The sequence below is a fragment of the Pseudomonas cerasi genome (genome assembly GCF_027983475.1).
In the GTDB taxonomy this organism is placed as follows: Bacteria; Pseudomonadota; Gammaproteobacteria; order Pseudomonadales; family Pseudomonadaceae; genus Aquipseudomonas; species Aquipseudomonas cerasi.
In genome coordinates this window covers 1411163-1430846 of record NZ_JAQJVM010000002.1, presented here as the reverse complement: position 1 = coordinate 1430846, position 19684 = coordinate 1411163, and the positions used below count along the sequence as shown (strand labels likewise).

The window sequence follows — 19684 nt, the reverse complement described above, 5'->3', positions numbered from 1 at the left end:
ACGGGTCCGAGGTGTTCTGCAGCATCACTGATCTAGTGGGAGCGAGCTTGCTCGCGAAGGCGTATTAACAGATCAATAGATTTTCAGCGGCTGCACCGGCCTCTTCGTGAGCAAGCTCACTCCCACGGGTCCGGGGTGTGTTCTGCAGCATCGCTGATCCTGTGGGAGCGAGCTTACTCACGAAGGCGTATTAACGGATCACAGATTTCCAGCGGCTGCACCGGCCTCTTCGTGAGCAAGCTCACTCCCACGGGGCCGAGGTGTGTTCTGCAGCATCACTGATCCTGTGGGAGCGAGCTTGCTCGCGAAGGCGTATTAACGGATCACAGATTTCCAGCGGCTGCCCCGACCTCTTCGTGAGCAAGCTCACTCCCACGGGTCCGAGGTGTGTTCTGCAGCATCGCTGATCTATTGGGAGCGAGCTTGCTCGCGAAGGCGTATTAACAGATCAACAGATTTTCAGCGGCTGCCCCGACCTCTTCTTGAGCAAGCTCACTCCCACGGGACCGAGGTGTGTTCTGCAGCATCACTGATCCTGTGGGAGCGAGCTTGCTCGCGAAGGCGTATTAACAGATCACAGATTTCCAGCGGCTGCCCCGACCTCTTCGTGAGCAAGCTCACTCCCACGGGTCCGAGGTGTGTTCTGCAGCATCGCTGATTTAGTGGGAGCGAGCTTGCTCGCGAAGGCGTAGTAACGGATCACAGATTTCCAGCGGCTGCACCGGCCTCTTCGTGAGCAAGCTCCCTACAGGTCCATTCAGTGAGGACTAAAGACGGCTCATCAATCCAGGCCCAACGCCTCCAGCACTGCATCCACACCCCAGAACAGCCTATCAGCGTCAGGCAACTGCGGGCGTTTGAGGATCAGGACGGGCAGGCCGCGTTCGCGGGCGATGTCGAGCTTGGGTTCGGTGGAGCTGCTGCCGCTGTTTTTGCTGATCAGTACGTCGATGCGGCGTTGTTCGAACAACTGGCGCTCGTCTTCCAGCATGAACGGGCCGCGTGCGCCGATCACTTCGCAGTGTTGGTTGCCGGGGTAGTCGTCCAGTGCCCGGAGTGTCCAGAACTGGTGCGGCGGGATTTCGTTCAGGTGCTGCAAGGGCTCGCGACCCAGCGTGAACAACGGGCGCTTGAACGGGAGCAGGGCATTGGCCAGTTCTGACCAGTCAGCCACTTCGCGCCAGTCGTCCTCTGGACCTGCCTGCCACGCGGTGCGGCGCAAGGCCCAGCAGGGAATGCCGGCCAGCCTGGCCGCTCGCGCTGCGTTGTGGCTGATCTGTGCGGCGTACGGGTGGGTGGCGTCCAGCAGCAAGTCGACGCCCTGTTCGCCCATGTACTGCGCCATCCCCTCGGCGCCGCCATAACCGCCGACCTTCAATTGGCAGGCCAGGTCAGACGGCACCCGGCCCACGCCCGCGAGGCTGTAGATGTGCTCAGGCCCGAGCTTCCGCGCAATCGCCAAGGCCTCGGTAATGCCGCCCAGCAGCAGGATGCGTTTCATGTCGCTTCTCTCTGTAAATCAACGCCAGCCTGACCCACCAGTCCGCCCTGACGGTCAATGGCGAAAACCTCCACCTGAACGCTCGCAGGCACGATGCTGCGCGCGAAACTCAGCGCGTGGCGACACACTTCGTCACCCAGTGGCACACCTGCCGCAGCGCTCATCGCCAGCGCTTGCTGACTGGTGTTGGCTTCAAGGATCCGTTGTTGCAGGCCTGCATCCGCGCCGACCTGCGCAGCCCAGTGCGCCAGTTGCGGCAGGTCGATGCTGGAATGGCGGCTGTGCAGGTCCATATGGCCGGCGGCCAGCTTGCTGATCTTGCCGAAGCCTCCGCACACGCTCAACTTATCCACAGGCACCTTGCGCAAGTGCTTGAGCACCGCACCGACAAAGTCGCCCATCTCGATCAGGGCGATATCGGGGATTTTATAGACGCGGCGCATGGTGTCTTCGCTGGCATTGCCGGTGCAGGCGGCGATATGCCGATAGCCGTTGGTGGTGGCGACGTCGATGCCCTGATGGATCGAGGCGATATAGGCCGCGCAGGAGAACGGCCGGACAATCCCGCTGGTGCCGAGAATCGACAGTCCGCCGAGAATGCCCAGGCGCGGGTTCATGGTCTTGAGCGCCAGTGCCTCGCCGCCCTCGACGCCGATCGTGACTTCGAATCCGCCGCTGTAGCCTTGTTCTTCGGCCAGCCGAAGCAGATGCTCGGTCATCATGCGCCGGGGCACCGGGTTGATGGCCGGCTCACCGACTGCCAGCACCAGCCCGGGGCGGGTCACGGTGCCGACACCTGCACCCGCCACGAAGCGCACGCCTGCTGCCGCCTGTAGCCTGACGCGGGCAAATACCAGCGCGCCGTGGGTGACATCCGGATCGTCGCCTGCGTCCTTGAGCGTTGCAGCTTCCGCGAAGTCATCCACAAGCCGGCAGAATTCCAGGCGCATCTGTACCTGTTTACCCTTGGGCAGAACGATGTCCACCGCATCGCTGATCTGCCCGCAGAGCAACAGCCGCGCCGCTGCGAGGCTGGTTGCGGTCGCACAGCTGCCAGTGGTCAGGCCACTGCGCAGTGGCGCAGGCTGTTCGGCGGTTTCTTCGCGCATCAGGGTTTGACTACGTCCAGCAGGGTGATCGGCAACGCCTGACGCCACGTGTCGAATTCGCCAAGGGGCTGTGCATGGGCGACGTGAATACGGGTCAGCTCGCCGCCATGCCTTTCGCGCCAGGCCATCAAGGCCGTTTCGCTTTGCAGGGTGACCGCATTGGCGACCAGTCGGCCGCCCGGACGCAGTTGTTCCCAGCAGGTTTCCAGCACGCCGACACGCGTCACGCCACCGCCGATGAAGATCGCATCCGGGCGTTCCAGACCGCTCAGGGCCTGGGGCGCGCTGCCCCGCACCAATTGCAGGCCGGGCACGCCGAGTGCGTCGCGGTTGAATTCGATCAGTTGCTGGCGGCCTTCATCGGCTTCGATAGCCATCGCCCTGCAGGTCGGGTGCGCGCGCATCCATTCGATGCCGATGGAGCCGCAACCCGCGCCGACATCCCACAACAGTTCGCCCGGCAGCGGTGCAAGGCGGGCGAGGGTGATGGCGCGCACGTCGCGCTTGGTAAGCTGGCCGTCATGTTCGAACGCGCTGTCCGGCAAACCTGAAATGGGGCTCAGACGGATGGCGCTGGCGTCGGCACGACAGTCGATGGCAACCAGGTTCAGCGCGGCGATCTCGGGGTTGCCCCACTCGCTGGCCAGTCCTTCGACGCGCCGCTCGGCTTCGCCACCCAGATGCTCCAGGACGGTCATGCGGCTTGGCCCAAAGCCGCGTTCGCGCAACAAACCGGCAATCAGGGCGGGGCTGCTGCCGTCGTTACTCAACACCAGCAGACGCATGCCATGGTGGACGTGTGCGTTCAGCGCGGCCGCCGGCCGGGCAACCACCGACAGGGTGACGACGTCCTGCAGCGGCCAGCCGAGGCGGGCGGCGGCCAGAGAGTAAGAGGAGGGCGCGGGCAGAATGCGCATTTCGTCAATGCTGACCACGCGTGCAAGACTGGCGCCGACGCCGAACATCATCGGGTCGCCACTGGCCAGCACGCAGATCTCGGCACCCCGCTGCTCGAGCACCGGGTTCAACGAGAAAGGACTCGGCCACGCACGTCGCTCGGCGCGAATGCACGGCGGCAGCAACGCCAGCTGACGCGGGCCGCCGAACACCTGATCAGCGTGCAGCAGAGCGTGTCTGGCGTTCTTGCCGAGCCCTTTGTAACCGTCTTCTCCGATTCCCACGACTGTCAGCCACGGTGACATGTACCTACCTCAATCCGAACTTCCGACAGAGCGCCTTTTCATGCCTGCGGACAAAGCAGGCATAATACCGCGCCCGACGGGGTACAAGTGCTCTAATCAACGTCCGTTTCCAGCCAGTTCACATCGGGTGACCCATTGAACGAGCAGCAGTCCGCTCGCACATCCTCTGCAACGCTACGCCCCTCGGCCTGCCCGGGGTTGCTGCGTATCGTCCCGGCACTGGACGGCGGGATCTGCCGGATCAAGCTGGCGGGCGGGGTGATCACCTGTGCGCAGGCCATGGCCGTTGCCGAGGCCGCGAGCACGTATGCACAGGGTGTTATCGAAGCCACCAACCGCGCCAATTTGCAGATTCGCGGCATTGGTGCCAATCACGACGGGTTGATCGGCGCCTTGATGGCGGCAGGGCTCGGCCCCGCCAACCCGGCCAGCGACGATGTGCGCAACCTGATGCTCAGCCCGACGGCCGGCCTGGACCCGCAGATGCTCTTCGATGCCCGGCCGCTGGCGGCGCAGATTCTCGACGCGCTGGAACATCATCCGCGTTTTCATGAGCTGTCCCCCAAGTTTGCCTTGTCGCTGGACGCTGGTGAAACGCTGGTCATGCTCGAACACCCGCATGACGTGTGGCTGTCGGCGCTGAAAGTCGATGGCGAAGTGTTGCTGGCGTTCGGGCTGGCCGGCTGCCCGGCCCATGACCGACCGCTGGCCGCTGTCCCTGTGGCCGAGGGGAAGACGCTGGTTGTCGCACTGCTGGAGCTGTTTCTCGACCTTGCCCGTCCCGAGCACACCCGGATGCGACACCTGCTGGCCGAGGTTTCGACCGACGATATGCTGCGCGAGCTGTCGACCCGGTCCGGCTGCACAGTGCGGACCGATAAGGCGATCACCGATTGGCAGCGTCCGGCCATTCAAGGCATTCGCCACATTGGTGTTTATCCACAGGCCCAGCCGAATCAGGTGGCGGTGGGCGCTGCAGTACCGTTGGGGCGTCTCGATGCGGCGATGCTTTCCAGCGTGGCGCAACTGGCGGCGGATCAGGGCGACGGCACGCTGCGCCTGACGCCCTGGCAAAGCCTGTTGTTGCCGAACGTGCCGGTCGAGCGCGCCGCGGCGGTGCTGGACGCGTTGCAGGCATCGGGATTCGTCGGGGCGGCCGAGCAACCACTGGCGCAGATGCTCGCCTGTACCGGTTCTGCCGGGTGCGCCAAGGGGCTGGCCGATACCAAGTCCGACGCCCTGCAACTGGCTGCCGGGCTGGCTACCGGCCAGGCTGTGCACGTGAGCGGCTGCACGCGTTCCTGCGCCGCCGCTCACGTAGCGCCAGTAACCTTGCTGGCTGTCGCGCCGGGCCGTTACGATCTTTATTTTCGCGATGCAGCGCATGCCGGTTTCGGCGTGCTGCGCGCGCGCAACCTTACTATTGAAGCAGTCGGCGCGCAGTTGAACGCCGGCTCACGGAGCAATATGCATGATTGATTACATCCGCGATGGTCAGGAGATATATCGCAACTCTTTCTCGATCATTCGCGCCGAAGCGCGTCTTGACACGATCCCTGCCGACTTGGAAAAACTCGCCGTGCGCGTGATCCATGCCTGTGGGATGGTCGAAGTCATCGAAGACCTGCGCTTCTCGCCGGGTGCCGGTACTGCCGGGCGCAACGCTCTGGCCGCCGGAGCGCCGATCCTGTGCGATGCGCGCATGGTCTCCGAAGGCATCACTCGCACCCGTCTGCCCGCCAATAATCCGATCATCTGCACCTTGCATGATGAAGGCGTGCGGGAAATGGCCCTGGAGCTGGGCAATACGCGTTCTGCGGTGGCGCTTGAGCTGTGGCGTCCGCACCTGGAAGGCAGCGTGGTGGTCATCGGCAACGCGCCGACCGCGCTGTTCTATCTGTTGGAGATGCTCGATGCCGGTGCGCCGAAGCCTGCACTGATTCTCGGCTTTCCGGTCGGCTTTGTCGGCGCCGCCGAGTCGAAGGCGATGCTTGCCGCCGATAGCCGCGGTGTGCCGTTCGTGATCATGCAGGGCCGCCGTGGCGGCAGCGCTATGGCCGTGGCCGCAGTCAACGCACTGGCCACGGAGATCGAATGATGCAGGCACGCGGTCGATTGATTGGCCTGGGCGTAGGTCCCGGCGACCCGGAGCTGATCACTGTCAAAGCCCTGCGTCTGCTGCGCGAGTCGCCGGTGGTGGCGTATTTCGTGGCCAAGGGCAAAAAGGGCAACGCATTCGGCATCATCGAAGCGCATCTGCAGGACGTTCAGACCCTGATGCCGCTGGTCTACCCGGTGACCACTGAGGCATTGCCGCCGACACTGTCCTACGAAAAGCTCATCAGCGACTTCTACGACGAATCCAGCCGGCATATTGCCGCGCACCTGGACGCCGGACGTGACGTGGCGGTGATCTGCGAAGGCGATCCGTTTTTCTATGGCTCCTACATGTACCTGCACGATCGTCTGGCCGAGCGCTACGAGGCCGAAGTGATCCCGGGTGTGTGCTCGATGCTCGGTGGCGCTTCGGTGCTGGGCGCGCCGCTGGTGTATCGCAACCAGAGCCTGTCAGTGCTGTCCGGTGTGCTGTCCCACGACGACCTGAAACGCAAGCTGGCCGACGCCGACGCGGCGGTGATCATGAAACTGGGGCGCAATTTCCACAAGGTTCGCGAGGTGCTGACCGAGCTGGGGATGGCCGGGCGTGCGCTGTATGTCGAGCGCGCCACGATGATCAACCAGAAAATCGTCCCGCTGGACCAGGTCGACCCGATGTCTTCGCCGTATTTTTCGCTGATTATCGTTCCTGGCGACAGGTGGCAAGGCTGATGACCTCCATGACCCCGGCCATCGTCATTCTAGGCAATGGCAGCCTTGCCACCGCGCGGCGCATTCAACAGCTGTTTCCCGATGCGCTGATTCATGGCCTGGCCGAGCGCGTGCAGGGGGCCGACCGCACTTACAGCGAGTTCGGCGCGACGCTGCGCCAGCTGTATCAACAGAACACACCGATCATCGCCCTTTGCGCAGCTGGTATCGTTATTCGCACCCTGGCCGCCGTGCTGCTGGAGAAGGGCGCCGAACCGCCAGTGCTCGCCGTGGCCGAAGACGGCAGCGCCGTAGTGCCGCTGCTTGGCGGCCTTGGCGGGGTGAATGTCCTGGCGCGCAGCATCGCCAGCGGGCTTGGCGTTGCGCCAGCGATCACCACCAGCGGCGAGCTGCGTTTCGGCACCTGTCTGCTCAACCCGCCAAGCGGCTATGCGCTGGGCGATCTGGAGCTGGGCAAGCGTTTCGTTTCCGACCTGCTGTCCGGCGAACCTGTACGCATCGAGGGCGAAGCCCCTTGGCTGGCCCAGGCGCAACTGCCCGAAGACCCACAGGCCGCGCTGGCCATTCATGTTGGCAGTACCCTGCGCGAGCCGTCACCCCATGAATTGCTGATCTACCCACGTAACGTGCTGGTGGCGGTGACTGACCTCAGTGACGAACTGGCTGAGCACGTGCGCTCGGCCCTGCGCGAGGTACGTATTGCCGGGCAGTCCTTGGCGTGCCTGTTGGCTGCCGAGGAGCAGATGGCCAATCCGCACCTGCACAAGGCTGCCGCCGAGCTGGACGTTGCGGTGCGATTCGTCAGCGCCGCTGCGGCCAGCGAGATGGCCATGAAGGCTGTGCCGCAGCTGTTGCCACCGCTTTGCGTCGACGCCCACACCGCGATTGCTGTCGCGGCGCAACCGCTGGAGGTGCAGAGCATCGGCCGCGGGCGTGGCCGCGTTGCAGTCATTGGTCTGGGCCCTGGCGCAGCAGACCTGATGGTGCCTGCGGTCAAGGCCGAACTGGCACGTGCCAATGATGTGCTGGGCTATGAAACCTACGTGCGCATGGCAGGGCCGTTTCGTGCCGATCAGGTACTGCACTGCACTGACAATCGCGAAGAAATGCAGCGTGCCCGGCATGCCTTCGAGCTGGCTGCTCAAGGCCGTTCGGTGGTTGTGGTGTCGTCCGGTGATCCGGGAGTGTTCGCCATGGCTTCAGCGGTGCTTGAGGCGTTGCATGAGTCGGATAATCCTCACTGGCATGCGGTCGAGCTGGAGATTCTGCCGGGTGTCTCGGCTTCTCTGGCAACCGCCGCTCAGGCTGGTGCGCCGCTGGGACATGATTTCTGCGTGCTGTCGCTGTCCGACAACCTCAAGCCTTGGGACATCATCGAAAAGCGTCTGGACCTCGCCTGTCAGGCCGATCTGGCGCTGGCATTCTACAACCCGATATCTCGCTCCCGACCCTGGCAACTGGGGCGTGCGCTGGAGATTGTCCGCCAGCATCGCATCCCTGCAACCCCCGTGACGCTGGGCCGCGACATCGGCCGTCCCGGGCAGACATTGAGGGTTATCACGCTGGGCGAATTGACACCGGAGCAGGTGGACATGCGCACTATGGTGTTGATCGGCTCTTCCCTGACGTGCACCTTTACGCGCCACGCAGGCGGCAACTGGGTCTATACGCCGCGTTGGTACGGCAACAAGCCTACAGGTTGAGCGCACACGCGTGTCATACCTGCTGCCATTTATCGTGGGAAAGCGCTGAAGTGGCGATGTCACTTCAAGCCTGTGAGCCGTTGTTTCGGCCCACAGGCTTGAGCGAATCGGCTCTCTTCAACCGTCGTCGTCGGTAGTCCGATTCCAGAAGCCTCCCCGGAATCTTCGCTCACCTGCGGTACGCCGGGAGGCAGATGGCGGGTTGAATCTGGCTCTGCGTATCGAGTTCGGCAGCCAAGTGCCCGAAAGCCACCAGAGGGCAACGGAAAGCTCCGAAAAAACCGCCTGATTTATTTCGTTAGTCTCGATTCAGTCCATAAGGACGCATGAGTTAAAGGACTAATGAAATGACACAGGACAAAACCATGAACAGCACTGACAACCTCGATTACATTGCCGCCTGCGAGCTGGCTGAATGCCCAGCTTCGTTGGGCGCATTCGCGGCCCCCGCAATCCCCGGATTGCCTCAGGCAGGTGACGTCACTGACGCACAGTCCGGCCATGAAGGTGCGGTGGTTGCAGGCAGTGTGCTGGCATTTCCCAACGGTATGTCGGCGCAGAGCAAGCAGGACGTGATGAATTCCTTTCTGTTCGCCACCCTTGTGGCCAACAAGGCGTTCAGCTCTGAAACCCAGGGCGATCAGTGGTATGACAAATTCAACGAAGTGCTTTCCAAGGTGGGCTGGCTCTCCACCCATTGGAACTATGCGCGCTACCGTGCCACCCAGCAGCGTTTCACCATGGACGAAGTCGGTCTGGAGATCCTCGGTTCGGCCATTGCAGCTGCCGCGTTACCCGGGCCTGCATCGCTGCTGATGCTCAAAGTGGCTGCAGATGCCGTCGCCGCGCTGCAGGCCAGGAAAGAACCCCTGCGCCTGTTCGAGAGCCAGACCAAGGCACACCGTGGCGGTAGCTTCCGTATCGCCTCCTGTATCGAATCCGGGGACAGCATCGTCAGTCTGGCCATGGCGGCAGTCAGCTTTCAGGCCGACAGTGACGTCACCAATGTGCTGTTCTGGGAATGGCAGGGCACCAGTGTCCAGACCTGGAAGGGCGAGCACAACCTGTTGCTCAACACGGACCTGTATGCGCGCTATCGCAAGCTGATCGAGCAACGGCTTGGCGACAATGTCAGTAATGCGATTGCAGAGTACGAAATCTGATCGGAGTGTTGGCGGAGGCGCGGACTGCCTCCGCTTTCGGGATAAAAGGAATTCTCCCATGAAGCAGGAATTGGATGCCGTAGTCGTCAATGCGGGCTGTTTGATGTTTTTCCCCGAGCCGCAGCGGGTCGCCCTGAAAAATGATGTGCTGGACTCGATGCTGTACGTGCAGCTGGCCGCATCGAAACAACACTCGAAGTTTGCCGAACCCGAAAAATGGAATGAAACCCGTCTCACCGCTGCGCAGCGTTTCGGCTGGCTGCCGAGCGCCAGCGAACATATCAGCCAGCCTTTGCCTGAAGACTCCGCTGAAACAGTGTGGAGTTGCATGGTGCGTGCGCTTGTACCGTGGGTGTCAGCCGAGACGCTCCTGCGTGCGGAGGCGTTCATGCGCAGGGCAGGCAGCCAGTCCGTCGCGAGCGAAGCGCTTCATCTGTTGCGCAGTCAGACGGTACAGAGCGGTTTGAATCACTCGGGAAAATTGCAGGTCAGCGTAGTTCTGCAACTGGCTTTCGTCGACACCCGACAGAAGCTCAAGCTGGTGCAGCTTCAATTCACCACACGTCAGCCGTTGTCATCCGGGTTTCTTTTCGAGGTCATCGAGTCGAAGAGTGTCTACGGCAACATCGCTGTGACTGTCCATGCAATGCAACTGTTTGAACAGGTCTATTCGCAGTTTCGCGATGGCATCGACACCGCGCTGTCGAGCAAGCGTGCGTGCCTGATCATGCCGCTCGGGGGCAGTCCCGATGTCTGATCCGGATGAAACTCTACTGACGGGTGCCAGCGTGCTGTCCTTCGCCCGCAATGTCGAACCTGATTTGCGCCAGGACATAATGGATTGTCTGCACCATGCCCGACTGGTCGCAGATGATCGCCATTCTTCCAGAGTGAACTGGCGTGCATGGCTGGATGCTTACCAGCGCTCGATTGCCGCCACAGGCGGTTCGCGGAGCGCCGGGATCAACGATGCCCGATTGAAAATCCACAGTTTCAATGACATCGGAAAACTGCAGCTATCCGTGGTCGATAACGCTGGCGAGCTTCGCCAACTCTACCGCAGTTCGCTCGACAGGCTATTGAGCAGTGATCATGCGACGAGTTTTTTCAGCAGCTGGTTTACGTCCGGGCGCTCAGAAAGCTTTCAGCTCATGCCCTGTGCAATGCGCAATAAGGACGAGGTGTCGATCCTTCTGTGCAGCCTGCAGATGACCACCCTGGCGCTGCGGCCCGCGCGTTATTTCTGGCAGATATTGGGCGGCGAGATGCAGGTGCATGCCGTCAGTACTGCGTTCCGCTTCAGTCGCCAGAGTTTCGAGCCTTTTCGCCAGACGGTGCAGGACGCCCTGGCTGATCGTGCTGCAGCCGAAATCATCAGTCTTTAGCAACCTGGATAAGCCCATGGAAGGGAGTAACGCAAATGAATGCAGACACAGGTAACGCGGCCTATCTGGGCACTATCTCCAGTATGGTCGCGTTTTTGCCCGGGCTTTCGAACGAAGAGCGCACGGATGTTCAGAACGTTCTTCTGGACGCCCAGTTGTTCGCGGGCAGGCAGTTTGATTTCAAAACCCAGTGGGGGACCTGGATGTATTACTACCGCAGCCGCCTCAAGGCGCGCGGCATACAGCAAAAGGGCGTGGTCCTTGGAGACTCGCTGGTGGTGAGCAGTGTCGACGATTTATTGCAGGCCACGTTCAAGGTCAGTCATCCTGCTGATCGTAAGCGTCTTGGCGGCATGGTGCAGCGTGCGGTTGCTGCAATGGGGGTGGGGCAGGCAGCAGAGTCGTACTTTCAGCGCGGCTTCGACCAGGGACGTCTGGGCAGTTTTCAGATCGTACCCTGCGAAAAGTATGAACCTGACCGGATGCTCCTGTTGCTTTGCAGTCTGCACCTGAGTGTGGACGACCATGCGCCAGGAAGGCGAAGACTGCTGTTTCACTTCAAGGGCGGCAGTTACATCTTTGACAGCAAGGTGTATGCAGCTCATCGTGACGCGGTGATGCGTTATCTGGACGGCAGGGCGCAAGGCATGGTGCGGGCTGCAAGTATCTGAGTCCTGTCAGGGCAGCAGGTAGCCCCTGATGCCGGTGAAAATGATTTGCGCGGCCAGTGCACAGACGAACAGTCCCATCAAACGGCTGACAATCTGCAAACCCTGATCGCCGAGGATGCGTTCGATACGGTTGGAGAGGTAAAGCACGACGCCAACGGTCAGACTGGCCAGCGCAATACTCAGAATGGCGGTGAGTTTGTCGTCCCAGTGGGGCTGACTGACGCCCATGACCAGCAGCGCACCGATCGTACCGGGGCCGACGGTCAGCGGGATGGTCAGAGGAACGATGGTCACATCCTGCTGGATATTGTCGGTCTGGACCGCCGACTTGCCCTGGGCCATGCTCAGTGCCGAGATGAACAGCACACTGCCGGCACCAATCCTGAATGCATCCACCGTGATGCCGAAGACATCGAAAATCACGCGCCCGAACAGATACAGCAAGACGCTGGAAACCAGTGTCGCCAGTGCCACCTTCCAGGCCAGGCGCCGCTGTTCCTTGCGCGAGTGACCACGCGTCAGGCTGATGAAGCAGGAAAGAACGAAAAACGGGCTGTAAAGCACCAGCATTTTCAGATAGACGCTGAACAACACGTGAAGCATGGCTTCGACTCACAGCAGCAGGTGGATGGCATCGGCAGTCTATCAGGCCACAGGCCTTTCCCGTCGCCGTCAGTTTTGCCGATAGTGCTCGCCGTCCGACGTCAGCCCTCGGGCCTTGTCACGGTGCGCCACCCAGTGCTCGACCAGTTCGCGCAACTGCGACAGTTCGATGGGCTTGGCCATGTGGCCGTCCATGCCGGCCTGGCGTGCGCGGTCTTTATGCTCGGTGAGAATATGCGCGGTCAGTGCAACGACCGGGGTGCGTACACGCTGATTGCCGACTTCCCAGGCGCGCAATTGCTCGGTGGCCGAGAAGCCGTCGAGTATCGGCATCTCGCAGTCCATCAGCACCAGATCATAACGCTGCGCTTTCATGGCTCGCAGCGCTTCTTCGCCATTGCTCGCGGTATCGGGGTTGAGGTTGAGCTTGCCGAGCATGCCGCGGATGACCTTGGTCGAAATGCTGTTGTCTTCGGCCACCAGAATACGGAAGTCGCCGGGGACGCTGACCGGCGGCGTCACGACCGGGCCGGGCTTGTTCGACACGACACCCTTGTTCAACTGGGTCAGTTCATCTGCCAGCGTGGTCTTGAGCGTATAGCCCGCCACCGGTTTGGCCAGAATGCGCTTGATGCCGCAGTTGCGCGCGATGATCTTGCTGGGTGCATTGCTGATGCCGGTCAGCATGATCAACAGTATGTCGTGATTCAGGCTCGGGTCTTCCTTGATCTTGGCGGCCAGTTGCATACCGGTCATGCCCGGCATGTTCTGATCGAGCAGGACCACATCGAAATAGTCGCGCAGGTGCGCCTTGGTCCTGAGCAAGGCCAGTGCCTCCTTGCCGGATGCCACTGCACTGACATTCAGGCCCCAGGCACTGCATTGCTGAACCAGCACTTTGCGGCATGTGTCGTTGTCATCGACCACCAGCACCCTGGCATCTTTAAGCGGGCTGTCCAGATCAATGGTCGGCTGTTCGAGCAGTTTTGCGTCCAGAGGCAGGTTCAGCCACAGCGTATTGCCTTGCGCGCCATTGTTCTGAATGCCGAATTCGCCATCCATCAGTACGATCAACTGACGAGCGATCACCAGTCCCAGATGACCGCCGAGCCGGCTGCTGGCCAGGAAGTTCCGGCTGTGCAGTTCGGCGTGCAGCAGTTCTTCACGTTCTTCGTCGGAAAGCGTTTCGCCGCTGTCCTGAACCGAAATGCGCAGCCGCGTATTCCCGCTTTTCGAGGACTCGAGGGCGACGGCCAGCAGAATCTCACCTTCGTCGGTCTTCTTCAGGGCATTTTCCAGCAGGCTCAGCAGTGTCTGGCGCAGGCGGGTCGGGTCACCATTGATGACACGTGGCACCTGAGGCTGGATCTGGCTGATCAGCTCGACCTGTTGCTGTTCGGCCTTGGCGCGGAAGATATTCAGGCAGTCCTCGACCAGCGCGCCGATGTCGAACTGCACGTCGTCCAGTTCGATCTGTCCTGACTCGAGCTTGGTGATGTCGAGAATCTCGTTGATCAGCGTCAGCAGTTCGTTACCGGCACTGTGAATGGTCTGCACATAGTCGCGCTGTTTGACCGACAGCGGGGTGCCGAGCAGCAGCTCGGTCATGCCCAGCACGCCGTTCATCGGGGTGCGAATCTCGTGGCTGATCTTGGCCAGAAACTCGGCTTTGGCGTTGATTTCGGCGGTGCTGGCCGCCTGATCGCGGCTGATGCTGAAACGGTCTTCGGTGATACTGCGATGACGTTCGCTGAGGGCCAGGCTCATCAGCAGGCCGCTGATGCAGAACACGCTGAGCAGCGCCAGCAGCAGCCATTGCGGTGGCACCAGGCTCAGCCATAGCAGGCCGGGCAGGACCACCATGTAGCCGATATTGAAGGTGATCATTCCGAGGACAAACAGGCGCGCCGAGCGATAGCCCTTCTGCCAGTGCCACATCGACACCGCCAGAATGCTCAGTGTCGTCAGCGAGACCAGGCCGAACGTCAGGAAGTTGATCGGCAGCTTTTCGTCGAACAGCACCAGCAAGGCGCCGATCCCCATGAGCACCGCGTTGCCCAGCAACAGACGATCAAGTTTGCGGGCATTGCGATGGACGAAGAAACAGTAGGTGTAGATCAGGCCTGCGACAGCGGCCAGCAGCAGCGCCAGGTGTGCGCTCGGTGTTTGCGCGATATTCCACGGGTCGATCGGGCGGAGCAGGTTGAGGAGCAACAGCGCACTGAGCCCGAGTAACGATTCGCAGGCGGCCAGCCACAGATTGCTGCGCGACCGGGTATGTCCGTAACGCGTCAGATTCTGCACGATCAGCATGGACAGCGCGCCAAACAGCAGTCCGAACAGCAATGGCTGGGTTTCGTTGGCGGCGCTTTCGATGGCCGGTTCAAGGGTGATGCTGGGGCGCATTTTCTGCGCAGAGACCAGTCTCAGGTAGATATCCAGCGAGGCCGAGCTTTGCGGAACCGGCAGCAGGAAATCGTTGGATGGCAGTCGCTGATCTTCAATCGGCACGTCGTTGCCCGTGCGTAGATGATCAATCTGTCGATCGCCGTCCATGACATACATGTCGGCGCTGGAAAGGTCCGGGGCGAAGATACGCAGCAATTGCTCGTGCTGGGTCGGTTGCAGGCGGTAATGCAGCCATACCGCGCTGCCGCGATCCGCTGCCGCGACCCGTTCCAGCTCGGTGGGGCTGAATTGATTCTGATAGCGCGCCGAGCGGATTTCATCCAGCGTCAGATGGGCCTTTTCGTCGAGCAGCGTCGACCAGCCTGCACCATGCTCGGCCTGCGCCGAAAGCATGAACAGCAGGGTCAGCAGTCCAACGGTTGAGGCTATGGCAATCCTGAGCCAGCGCACAATGAAATCCCTTCGTGAGTGAATGCCTGGTAAAACCGCGAATACCGGAGCAACCGGCCAGCCTCTGCTTGAAGAGGCTGGTCCGATCGATTATTCCTGGTCTTCGCCACGCTCGCGGGCAATGGCACGGTAGCCAATGTCCTTGCGGTAGAAACACCCTTGCCAGTCGACTTTTGCGGCCAGCGCATAGGCATTTTCCTGCGCGTTGCCGACGCTGTCACCCAGCGCTGTGGCACACAGTACACGACCACCGCTGGTCACGACACGCTCATCCTGCAAGGCCGTGCCTGCATGGAATATCTTGCCTTCGAGCTGTGCCGCTGCGTCCAGACCCTCGATGACCGCGCCTTTGGCGTAGTCGCCAGGATAACCGCCTGCTGCCAGCACGATACCCAGGCTGGGGCGTGGGTCCCACTGTGCTTCGATCTTGTCCAGCGCTTGCGCCAGCGCAGCCTCGACCAGCAGTACCAGGCTCGATTGCAGGCGCAGCATGACCGGCTGGGTCTCCGGGTCGCCGAAGCGGCAGTTGAACTCGATGACTTTCGGGTTGCCTGCTTTATCGATCATCAAACCAGCATAGAGGAAGCCGGTGTAAACGTTACCTTCATCGGCCATACCCCTGACGGTCGGCCAGATAACCAGGTCCATGACACGTTGATGAACCTCGGCGGTGACCACCGGGGCAGGGGAGTAGGCACCCATCCCGCCGGTGTTCGGCCCGCTGTCGCCGTCGCCGACGCGCTTGTGGTCCTGGCTGGTGGCCATGGGCAGTACATTCTTGCCGTCGACCATGACAATGAAGCTGGCCTCTTCGCCATCGAGAAACTCTTCGATGACAACGCGCGAACCGGCGTCGCCAAAGGCGTTGCCAGCCAGCATGTCACGTACGGCGTCTTCGGCTTCTGCCAGGGTCATGGCGACGATCACGCCCTTGCCCGCGGCCAGGCCGTCGGCCTTGATGACAATCGGCGCGCCTTTTTCACGCAGATAGGCCAGGGCAGGCTCGATCTCGGTAAAGTTCTGGTAGTCGGCAGTAGGAATCTTGTGACGCGCCAGGAAGTCCTTGGTAAACGCCTTGGAGCCTTCAAGCTGGGCAGCGCCAGCGGTCGGGCCGAAGCAGTCCAGGCCTCGGCTGCGGAACAGGTCGACGACGCCTGCAACCAACGGTACTTCCGGGCCGACGATGGTCAGCGCAACGTTCTTTTCAGCGAAATCCGCCAGTTGCTCCAGTGCCAGAACGTCGATGGCCACGTTTTCGCATTTGGCCTCGATCGCCGTGCCCGCATTGCCCGGTGCGACAAACACCTTCTGCACGCGTGGGTCCTGAGCGACTTTCCATGCCAGGGCGTGTTCACGACCGCCGCTGCCAATGATCAAAACATTCATTTCAAAAACCTCGATGACGCTGATTCTGGAGTACGCGGTGTGCCTGAGGCGACCCAACCCGCCGTACGAGGCCGCAATGACGCAGCAGACGCCTGCGCCAGTGCGGCCGTTTTTCTGATTAGTGCCGGAAGTGACGCATACCGGTGAACACCATCGCGATTCCGGCTTCGTCTGCTGCAGCGATCACTTCGTTGTCACGCATCGAGCCGCCCGGCTGGATGACAGCGGTGATGCCGACCTTGGCCGCGTTATCGATGCCGTCACGGAACGGGAAGAAGGCATCGGAGGCCATCACGGCGCCCTGAACCTGCAGCCCGGCATGCTCAGCCTTGATGGCCGCGATACGCGCCGAGTTCACACGGCTCATCTGGCCAGCGCCGACGCCGACGGTCTGGCGGTTGCGGGCGTAGACGATGGCGTTGGACTTGACGTACTTGGCGACTTTCCAGGCGAAGATCAGGTCATGCATTTCCTGTTCTGTAGGCGCACGCTGGGTGACGACCTTGAGGTCGGCCTCGGTGATCATGCCGATGTCACGGCTCTGTACCAGCAGGCCGCCATTGACGCGTTTGTAGTCCCAGGCAGGCAGGCGCTCGCTCCACTGGCCGCTGGTCAGCAGGCGCACGTTGGCTTTGCTCGCGACGATGGCGCGGGCTTCGGCGCTGACGCTCGGGGCGATGATCACTTCGACGAACTGGCGCTCGACGATGGCCTTGGCGGTTGCAGCGTCCAGCTCGCGGTTGAAGGCGATGATGCCGCCAAATGCCGACTCGGAGTCAGTGGCATAGGCCAGTTCGTAAGCCTGGCGAATGCCGCCTTCATCGTCCGGGCAGACCGCGACACCGCACGGGTTGGCGTGCTTGACGATCACGCAGGCCGGTTTGACGAAGCTCTTGACGCATTCCAGTGCGGCATCGGTATCGGCCACGTTGTTGAACGACAGCTCCTTGCCTTGCAGCTGGGTGGCGGTGGCGATGCCGACCTCGGCAGGTTTGGCTTCGACGTAGAACGCCGCACTCTGGTGCGGGTTCTCGCCGTAGCGCATTTCCTGAGCCTTGACGAACTGGGTATTGAAGGTGCGCGGGAACTGGCTGCGGCCTTCGGTGCTCAGGGTTTCGGCAGTCTGGTCGACGCCGCCCAGGTAGTTGGCGATCATGCCGTCGTAGGCGGCGGTGTGCTCGAACGCCTTGAGCATCAGGTCGAAGCGCTGGGCGTAGGTCAGGCCACCGGCCTTGAGGCTTTCCAGAACCTGGCCGTAATCGCTGGCATTGACCACGATGGCGACGTCCTTGTGGTTCTTCGCTGCGGAACGGACCATGGTCGGGCCGCCAATGTCGATGTTTTCGATGGCGGTCGGCAGGTCGCAGCCTGGCTTGGAGACAGTGGCTTCAAACGGGTACAGATTGACCGCAACCAGATCGATCGGCTTGATGCCGTGCTCGGTCATGATGGCGTCGTCTATGCCGCGACGACCCAGAATCCCGCCATGGATCATGGGGTGCAGGGTCTTGACCCGGCCATCCATCATTTCAGCGAAGCCGGTGTAGTCGGCCACTTCGACTGCCGCGACGCCGTTGTCCTTGAGCAGCTTGAACGTACCGCCAGTGGAAAGAATCTCGACGCCCAGCGCTTCAAGCTCGCGGGCAAACTCAAGGATTCCTGTCTTGTCGGATACGCTGATCAGGGCGCGGCGGATCGGCAGGCGGGTAGTCTGGTCGGTCATCTCGATTTCCATCAAAAGCAAAAGAAGTCAGCAAAAAAAAGCGACCGCGGTGCAAGGTCGCCTTTTCTGTTTTGAATGCTTTAAAGCAGATCGTACTGTTTGAGTTTCTTGCGCAGCGTGCCGCGATTCAGTCCCAGCAGCTCGGAGGCCTTCGTCTGGTTGCCCTTGACGTAGTTCATCACGCTTTCCAGAAGCGGAGCCTCGACTTCCGACAACACCAGGTTGTAGACGTCAGTGACGGATGCGCCTTCGAGGTGGGCGAAATAATTGTGCAGCGCCTTCTCGACACTTCCGCGCAGGGTCTGACCCTCTTCGCTCGGCGTGTTGAGGTGCTGTTTCAAATTGACGTTGTCGCTCACGGGTGTTGTTCCACTCACTAAAGTCTCGGTCATCATCGTCATGCGGCCACCTCTTTATCATTCTCGTTATCCGGGCCCTTGCAGCCTTGGCTGAAGAACTCCCGGACGTTGGCGCACTGTGCTTCCGTATCTTCCAAACGATTGAAGTGGGCGCGAAACTCTCTGGCGCCCGGCAGGGTTGCGAGATACCAGCTGACGTGTTTGCGTGCAATGCGCACGCCCATCACGTCTCCATAGAAAACGTGGAGCGCTGCCAGATGCTCAAGCAGAATGCGTTCCACTTCACTCGACTGCGGCGCCGGGAGTGTCTCTCCGGTCCGCAGGAAGTGTTCTATCTCGCGAAAAATCCAGGGACGCCCCTGTGCGGCCCTGCCAATCAGTAATCCGTCTGCTCCGGTGGCCTTCAGCACGTGCCGGGCCTTTTTCGGTGAATCGATGTCGCCATTGGCAAAGACCGGTATCGACACGGCCTGTTTGATCTGGGCAATGGTGTCGTACTCGGCCTCGCCGGTGTACAGGTCGGCACGGGTTCGCCCGTGCACTGCCAGTGCCTGAATGCCTGCCTGCTCGGCGATTTTCGCCACTGTCAGGCCATTTCGGTTGTCGCGATCCCATCCGGTGCGGATCTTCAGCGTGACCGGTACATCGACTGCAGCCACGACGGCCTGCAGGATGTCGTTGACCAGTTGCTCATCCTTCAACAGCGCCGAGCCAGCCGCCTTGTTACAGACTTTCTTGGCCGGGCAACCCATGTTGATGTCGATGATCTGGGCGCCCAGTTCGACATTGGCACGTGCTGCGTCCGCCAGCATCTGCGGATCACCACCGGCGATCTGTACCGAGCGCGGCTCGGGATCACCTTCGTGGATCATGCGCAGACGCGATTTGCGGCTGTTCCACAGGCTCATGTCACTGGTGACCATCTCCGACACCACCAGGCCGGCACCGAGTCTTCGGCACAGCTGACGGAAAGGCTGGTCGGTGACGCCCGCCATCGGGGCGAGGATCAAGCCGTTTTGCACTGTATATGGGCCGATGCGTACTGCCGACATAGCCTTACCTGTTGTGGAGGCCAAATCATCCGCAGGCCGTGTAAAAAACCGTTTCACCCGGTCTGCAACGGCTCATCCCGCCAGCCGCATGCGCCACCGTCAGATCGAACCGAGAGTTTGAAAAAGGGTTGGCATGATA

General features: G+C 61.3%; 17 protein-coding genes. 8 read left to right on the top strand and 9 right to left on the bottom strand.

Translation table 11 applies throughout. The annotated features are described in order from the left end of the window. Positions 1 to 781: 781 nt before the first annotated feature. The 3 genes from PI739_RS15580 to PI739_RS15570 are packed head-to-tail and all read right to left on the bottom strand — an operon-like array spanning position 782 to position 3812. Positions 782 to 1501: a cobalt-precorrin-6A reductase gene (locus PI739_RS15580; RefSeq protein WP_003368866.1), complete on the bottom strand. Its 720-nt coding sequence runs from the start codon at positions 1499 to 1501 to the stop codon at positions 782 to 784. Beyond that, positions 1498 to 2610, bottom strand: coding sequence for a cobalt-precorrin-5B (C(1))-methyltransferase (locus PI739_RS15575; RefSeq protein WP_044309575.1), 1113 nt, complete (start codon positions 2608 to 2610; stop codon positions 1498 to 1500). Before PI739_RS15575 ends, PI739_RS15580 begins: the two co-directional genes overlap by 4 nt. After that, entirely contained in the window at positions 2610 to 3812 is a 1203-nt protein-coding gene (locus tag PI739_RS15570; RefSeq protein WP_003431745.1) for a bifunctional cobalt-precorrin-7 (C(5))-methyltransferase/cobalt-precorrin-6B (C(15))-methyltransferase, read from the bottom strand. The genes PI739_RS15575 and PI739_RS15570 overlap by 1 nt, the downstream gene beginning before the upstream one ends. Positions 3813 to 3947: 135 nt before the next feature. Between PI739_RS15570 and cobG the strand changes: the two genes are divergently transcribed. From cobG to PI739_RS15530, 8 genes are all read left to right on the top strand, one after another. Continuing rightward, positions 3948 to 5291 carry a precorrin-3B synthase gene (gene cobG / locus PI739_RS15565; protein WP_080377407.1) on the top strand — a complete coding sequence of 448 codons (1344 nt, stop codon included), beginning with the start codon at positions 3948 to 3950 and terminating at the stop codon, positions 5289 to 5291. Then, positions 5284 to 5910 carry a precorrin-8X methylmutase gene (locus PI739_RS15560; RefSeq protein ID WP_003368856.1) on the top strand — a complete coding sequence of 209 codons (627 nt, stop codon included), beginning with the start codon at positions 5284 to 5286 and terminating at the stop codon, positions 5908 to 5910. Before cobG ends, PI739_RS15560 begins: the two co-directional genes overlap by 8 nt. Next, complete coding sequence (locus PI739_RS15555) at positions 5910 to 6641, top strand: precorrin-2 C(20)-methyltransferase (RefSeq protein ID WP_054082175.1); 732 nt, start codon at positions 5910 to 5912, stop codon at positions 6639 to 6641. Before PI739_RS15560 ends, PI739_RS15555 begins: the two co-directional genes overlap by 1 nt. After that, on the top strand, positions 6641 to 8344 hold the full coding sequence (cobJ, locus tag PI739_RS15550; RefSeq protein WP_054081941.1) for a precorrin-3B C(17)-methyltransferase: 1704 nt from the start codon (positions 6641 to 6643) through the stop codon (positions 8342 to 8344). The genes PI739_RS15555 and cobJ overlap by 1 nt, the downstream gene beginning before the upstream one ends. Positions 8345 to 8691: 347 nt before the next feature. Then, positions 8692 to 9507 (top strand): hypothetical protein, encoded by an 816-nt coding sequence (locus PI739_RS15545; RefSeq protein WP_024662969.1) that lies wholly within the window; start codon positions 8692 to 8694, stop codon positions 9505 to 9507. Between the two features lie 58 nt (positions 9508 to 9565). Continuing rightward, positions 9566 to 10264, top strand: coding sequence for a hypothetical protein (locus PI739_RS15540; RefSeq protein WP_024662968.1), 699 nt, complete (start codon positions 9566 to 9568; stop codon positions 10262 to 10264). Next, on the top strand, positions 10257 to 10892 hold the full coding sequence (locus tag PI739_RS15535) for a hypothetical protein (RefSeq protein ID WP_003431735.1): 636 nt from the start codon (positions 10257 to 10259) through the stop codon (positions 10890 to 10892). Before PI739_RS15540 ends, PI739_RS15535 begins: the two co-directional genes overlap by 8 nt. Before the next feature lie 35 nt (positions 10893 to 10927). Further along, the gene (locus PI739_RS15530) at positions 10928 to 11563 is read left to right on the top strand and encodes a hypothetical protein (protein ID WP_054081942.1); all 636 of its coding nucleotides are present in this window, start codon (positions 10928 to 10930) and stop codon (positions 11561 to 11563) included. A gap of 6 nt (positions 11564 to 11569) precedes the next feature. Here the strand turns inward: PI739_RS15530 and PI739_RS15525 are convergent, their stop codons facing one another. The 6 genes from PI739_RS15525 to dusB form a co-directional block, all read right to left on the bottom strand. Next, positions 11570 to 12166: a MarC family protein gene (locus tag PI739_RS15525; protein WP_054081943.1), complete on the bottom strand. Its 597-nt coding sequence runs from the start codon at positions 12164 to 12166 to the stop codon at positions 11570 to 11572. Between the two features lie 69 nt (positions 12167 to 12235). Beyond that, positions 12236 to 15025: a hybrid sensor histidine kinase/response regulator RetS gene (retS, locus tag PI739_RS15520; RefSeq protein ID WP_003431733.1), complete on the bottom strand. Its 2790-nt coding sequence runs from the start codon at positions 15023 to 15025 to the stop codon at positions 12236 to 12238. A 90-nt stretch (positions 15026 to 15115) separates the two neighbouring features. Then, positions 15116 to 16411 carry a phosphoribosylamine--glycine ligase gene (purD, locus tag PI739_RS15515; RefSeq protein ID WP_003431732.1) on the bottom strand — a complete coding sequence of 432 codons (1296 nt, stop codon included), beginning with the start codon at positions 16409 to 16411 and terminating at the stop codon, positions 15116 to 15118. Positions 16412 to 16529: 118 nt separating this feature from the next. Further along, a complete protein-coding gene (gene purH / locus PI739_RS15510; RefSeq protein WP_003368841.1) occupies positions 16530 to 18134 on the bottom strand; it encodes a bifunctional phosphoribosylaminoimidazolecarboxamide formyltransferase/IMP cyclohydrolase in 1605 nt (534 codons plus the stop codon). Between the two features lie 80 nt (positions 18135 to 18214). Next, a complete protein-coding gene (fis, locus tag PI739_RS15505; RefSeq protein WP_002555375.1) occupies positions 18215 to 18535 on the bottom strand; it encodes a DNA-binding transcriptional regulator Fis in 321 nt (106 codons plus the stop codon). Then, the gene (gene dusB, locus PI739_RS15500; protein WP_054081944.1) at positions 18532 to 19545 is read right to left on the bottom strand and encodes a tRNA dihydrouridine synthase DusB; all 1014 of its coding nucleotides are present in this window, start codon (positions 19543 to 19545) and stop codon (positions 18532 to 18534) included. The genes fis and dusB overlap by 4 nt, the downstream gene beginning before the upstream one ends. Between the last annotated feature and the right edge of the window lie 139 nt (positions 19546 to 19684).

What these genes read in the sequence shown, in the direction of transcription:
- PI739_RS15570 (WP_003431745.1), bottom strand. Translation starts at nt 3,812, where the DNA reads ATGTCACCGTGGCTGACAGTCGTGGGAATCGGAGAAGACGGTTACAAA.
- PI739_RS15555 (WP_054082175.1), top strand. Translation starts at nt 5,910, where the DNA reads ATGCAGGCACGCGGTCGATTGATTGGCCTGGGCGTAGGTCCCGGCGAC.
- PI739_RS15545 (WP_024662969.1), top strand. Translation starts at nt 8,692, where the DNA reads ATGACACAGGACAAAACCATGAACAGCACTGACAACCTCGATTACATT.
- PI739_RS15560 (WP_003368856.1), top strand. Translation starts at nt 5,284, where the DNA reads ATGATTGATTACATCCGCGATGGTCAGGAGATATATCGCAACTCTTTC.
- PI739_RS15540 (WP_024662968.1), top strand. Translation starts at nt 9,566, where the DNA reads ATGAAGCAGGAATTGGATGCCGTAGTCGTCAATGCGGGCTGTTTGATG.
- purH (WP_003368841.1), bottom strand. Translation starts at nt 18,134, where the DNA reads ATGACCGACCAGACTACCCGCCTGCCGATCCGCCGCGCCCTGATCAGC.
- PI739_RS15535 (WP_003431735.1), top strand. Translation starts at nt 10,257, where the DNA reads ATGTCTGATCCGGATGAAACTCTACTGACGGGTGCCAGCGTGCTGTCC.
- PI739_RS15530 (WP_054081942.1), top strand. Translation starts at nt 10,928, where the DNA reads ATGAATGCAGACACAGGTAACGCGGCCTATCTGGGCACTATCTCCAGT.
- dusB (WP_054081944.1), bottom strand. Translation starts at nt 19,545, where the DNA reads ATGTCGGCAGTACGCATCGGCCCATATACAGTGCAAAACGGCTTGATC.
- purD (WP_003431732.1), bottom strand. Translation starts at nt 16,411, where the DNA reads ATGAATGTTTTGATCATTGGCAGCGGCGGTCGTGAACACGCCCTGGCA.
- fis (WP_002555375.1), bottom strand. Translation starts at nt 18,535, where the DNA reads ATGACGATGATGACCGAGACTTTAGTGAGTGGAACAACACCCGTGAGC.
- PI739_RS15580 (WP_003368866.1), bottom strand. Translation starts at nt 1,501, where the DNA reads ATGAAACGCATCCTGCTGCTGGGCGGCATTACCGAGGCCTTGGCGATT.
- cobJ (WP_054081941.1), top strand. Translation starts at nt 6,641, where the DNA reads ATGACCTCCATGACCCCGGCCATCGTCATTCTAGGCAATGGCAGCCTT.
- PI739_RS15575 (WP_044309575.1), bottom strand. Translation starts at nt 2,610, where the DNA reads ATGCGCGAAGAAACCGCCGAACAGCCTGCGCCACTGCGCAGTGGCCTG.
- PI739_RS15525 (WP_054081943.1), bottom strand. Translation starts at nt 12,166, where the DNA reads ATGCTTCACGTGTTGTTCAGCGTCTATCTGAAAATGCTGGTGCTTTAC.